Origin of the sequence: Brevibacterium picturae, assembly GCF_030453725.1 — a bacterium.
GTDB classification, from domain to species: domain Bacteria; phylum Actinomycetota; class Actinomycetes; order Actinomycetales; family Brevibacteriaceae; genus Brevibacterium; species Brevibacterium sandarakinum_A.
On the sequence record NZ_JAKDJU010000247.1, the window covers coordinates 1 to 3,317 of the forward strand.

General features: G+C 62.2%; 3 protein-coding genes and 1 pseudogene. 1 reads left to right on the forward strand and 3 read right to left on the reverse strand.

Going from position 1 to position 3,317, the window contains the following annotated elements; all coding sequences use genetic code 11:
- A pseudogene (locus L0G76_RS14950) lies at positions 1 to 245 on the forward strand (hypothetical protein); the annotation flags it as partial.
- A gap of 545 nt (positions 246 to 790) precedes the next feature.
- Here L0G76_RS14950 and L0G76_RS14955 read toward each other — a convergent pair.
- The 3 genes from L0G76_RS14955 to L0G76_RS14965 all read right to left on the reverse strand — a co-directional run bounded on the left by L0G76_RS14955 (position 791) and on the right by L0G76_RS14965 (position 3,119).
- Positions 791 to 1,324, reverse strand: a complete 534-nt coding sequence (locus tag L0G76_RS14955) for a type 1 glutamine amidotransferase domain-containing protein (protein ID WP_304357947.1) — start codon at positions 1,322 to 1,324, stop codon at positions 791 to 793.
- A 106-nt stretch (positions 1,325 to 1,430) separates the two neighbouring features.
- Entirely contained in the window at positions 1,431 to 2,390 is a 960-nt protein-coding gene (locus L0G76_RS14960) for an NADP-dependent oxidoreductase (RefSeq protein WP_304357948.1), read from the reverse strand.
- Positions 2,391 to 2,513: 123 nt separating this feature from the next.
- A complete protein-coding gene (locus L0G76_RS14965) occupies positions 2,514 to 3,119 on the reverse strand; it encodes a hypothetical protein (RefSeq protein WP_304357949.1) in 606 nt (201 codons plus the stop codon).
- Positions 3,120 to 3,317: the final 198 nt, after the last annotated feature.

The window sequence follows — 3,317 nt, forward strand, 5'->3', positions numbered from 1 at the left end:
TCCTCAACGCTGCAGGCCAAAGTGAGGCAGTCGCTCGCGATCTGTACGTGTGGAATCGCGACCTTTCGGTTGCATTCCTTGCCGATATTGCGATTCTCGAAGTTGCACTCAGAAATGCCATGCATGATGCGGCATCTGCAGCGTGGGGCGATCATTGGTATTCGGACACAAACGTGCGGCTTGGCGATATCTCCGGGAGTCCGTGCGCCGACGTGCTGCCGATGCCGATGTCCCCGGCAGGTTAGTTGCGCAATGCACCTTCGGGTCAACCTGCTTGACTCGGGAAGCTTCGCCGGCAGGGAGCCGCGACGGCATGAAGCGGATGACGAACCTTTGTGGCATGCGGCCTGCAAGTTCGCCTTTCCAGGAAGGAAGCCGGAGGCGCGGGCCTTAAGCGACCTCGAGTGCTGAACCGAACTTCACCCGAGATTGGGTGCACAGCGTGTGTAAAAGTGTGAACGATCTGCGCAACAGGGTTGCTCACCATGAGCCGATCGTCAACGGCTTTCCGTTGAACGGACAGCATGCCCGAATGTCCGCGCGTGAAGGGCACGAGCAATGCATGCTTCTGGCCCGGATGATTGATCGAGACTTAGCGAAGTGGCTGGTGAGTAATTCGACTGTGCCTGCCCTGCTCGTTGCACGACCGCACTAGGTTTCAGGTGAGGACTGCCGAGAGTCAATAGAATGTTCGGCCCTGGCCGAGAACTGATTCTCGACCAGGGCCGAAACTGATTCTAAGCGTACTTGCCAGTGGTTCGCCAGACGTATCGGCGCCCTGTTCAGCGCATCAGCCCAGCGCGTTCGCGATGGCCGAGTTGAACGCGTCGAGGTCTCCCGGGTTGCGTGAGGTGATGAGGTTGCCGTCGACGACGACCTCGGAATCCTCCCACGAGGCCCCTGCATTGACGAGGTCCGTCTTCGTCGAGACGAACGAGGTCAGTTTTCGGCCCTTCGCCACACCGGATTCGGCGAGGATCCATGGCGCATGGCAGATCGCGGCCACTGGCTTCTCGGCCGCGAAGAACGCCTTCACGAGTGCGACCGCATCCTCATCGAGGCGCAGCGCGTCTGCATTCAGCGTTCCGCCTGGAAGCACGAGTGCATCGAAGTCGTCGACCGTGGCCTGCGAGACGGGAACGTCGACGTTGAACTCGTCGGCATGCTCCCAGTCGCCGTTCATCGCCTGCAATGTTCCTTCGGATGGCGAGACGATGACCGTCGTCGCACCGGCCTCGTCGAGTGCTCCGCGAGGGCTGGTGAGTTCGACTTGTTCGACGCCGCGAGTGAGGAGGAATGCGACTTTCTTGTCTGAAACAGCCATTATGCTTACTCCTTAACAGTTGTCGGATCCGACTCGTCAGCACGGAATGCTGTTCATCGGTGTCATACGGGAGAACGCATGAACCCGGCCCCGATATTCCTGAGGCTCAGTGGCCGAGGAACCCGCGCTGCTCGTCGCTGAGGGGAGCAGCATCGATGCGGAGGACGACCTTGCCGGCAGGGTGCGAGTCTCGGAGGAACCGGTAGGCGTTCTGGACTTCGTCGAGCGCGAAGACCCGTGCGACGGGCACATGCACATGGCCGTAGGCGATCGCCTTGGCCAGCCAGGCGAGGTCACCGCGGCCGGCTGTCGCCTCACCGTCGATGCGAACCCCGTATGTGTCGGCGACATGCGGGCCAGCACCGATCGAATTGATGCGCTCGGACGGAATGTCGAAGTTCAGGAGGCGGGCGAGCTCGTCTTCGCCCTGGGTCGAGAATGCGGCATCGATGCCCTCGGGCGCGGCCTCGCGCAGGCGGGCTTCAAGACCCTCTCCGTAGGCGATGGGTTCGATGCCCAGACTGCGCAGCAGGGCATGGTTGGCCTCACTGGCTGTGCCGATGACTCGAGCGCCGAGGTTGGCTGCCAGTTGGGCGGCGATGATTCCGACTCCACCGGATGCACCGGTGACGAGGACGGTTTCACCTTCGGCGATGGACAGGGCGCGAATGCCCGCGACCGCGGTGCGCCCGGCGATGTACAGGCCTCCGGCCACTTCGGTGCTGAGGCCTGGCGGGATCTTGTCGAGGCGTTCGGCCGGGTCCCGGATGAGTAGCTGCGTCGTCTGCGTGCGATGCGGCCGTCCTCCGAAGACCAGGTCTCCGGGGGAGAAGCCCGTGACGCCGTCACCGACGCTGTCGACGACGCCCGAGAAGTCGGCGCCGTTGCCTTTGGTGCCGGTGGCTTCCCCGAAGGCGCCGCCGATGACGGCGAGATCGACCGGGTTGAGCCCGGCATAGCGGACTGCGATGCGGACCTGACCGGAACCAACGGCAGGGGATTCCGCCTCGGCGATGTGAAGCTGGTCGATATCGCCGTTCTGTGTGTACTGGACTCTGCGCGTCATGGGAATGCTCCTCGCTGGTCTCTGTGGCAGGTGCACGACATGTGAAGGCGTGCACTTGCCATAACGATGGGCGGTTGCGAGATGTTCCCCGCTATCGACCCGAAAGCGAGATGACGCGGTGGCTCAGTTGAAGCTCGGGAAGTCGAGCTTGTAGCGGACGTTCGCGCCCGTGACCGAGGTGACCTTGACCGTGCCGTAGCGCTTCTCGCCGTAAGCGGTGACATTGCACGAGGCGGAGCCCTGTTCCGAAATGATCATCAGATCGTTGAGGCATTCGACCTCGTCGACCGTCGTCCCCTGCTTCGAATACGCATCTCGGATGTCCTCCTCGAGCATGGCGGCGGGAATCTCGCCATTGCCGTGTTCGTCGATCTCGAATCCGGGCTTGCCGGCTCCTGCGTTCTCACCGCTTGAACTCGATGATCCCTGTCCCGCCGAGGTGGACGTTCCCGAGGATGACGACGCATCCGACGATGACGAGGTGCCGTAGCCCGAACTCGTGCCGTCGTTCGAGCCTTGACTCGAGGAGGAATCGGGAGCCTGCTCGGTTCGCGTCTGGTCTGTTTGCGAATCATCGGGATCGGCCGAACCGTCCTCTCCCTCCTGCGCTTCTGTCTGATCCTGATCGGGAGGACCGAAGGAGATGTTCATATCGCAGGCCGACAGAGACAGTGCTGCGGCGAAGGCGCCGGCGACGGTGATGGACCGAAGGATCTTCGTGGTCTTCATGGTGGACTCCTGATGACGTGAGGTGGTGTGTATACGACAACTCTGTCAACGGAATCCGCCGAGGTGGGCGCCAGTGTGTTCGCATTCGGGGACTCGTGTTCCAGGTCGGTTACATCGGCACGTCCGGGCCCATCCGTGGAAGAATCGAAAGATATCTCGCCGCCGATGTCGAGAATGCGCATGTGGCTCCGTCCCAGT

Bases quoted from the DNA above. Each gene is read 5' to 3' on its own strand.
- L0G76_RS14965 (WP_304357949.1), bottom strand. From the start codon at position 3,119: ATGAAGACCACGAAGATCCTTCGGTCCATCACCGTCGCCGGCGCCTTC.
- L0G76_RS14960 (WP_304357948.1), bottom strand. From the start codon at position 2,390: ATGACGCGCAGAGTCCAGTACACACAGAACGGCGATATCGACCAGCTT.
- L0G76_RS14955 (WP_304357947.1), bottom strand. From the start codon at position 1,324: ATGGCTGTTTCAGACAAGAAAGTCGCATTCCTCCTCACTCGCGGCGTC.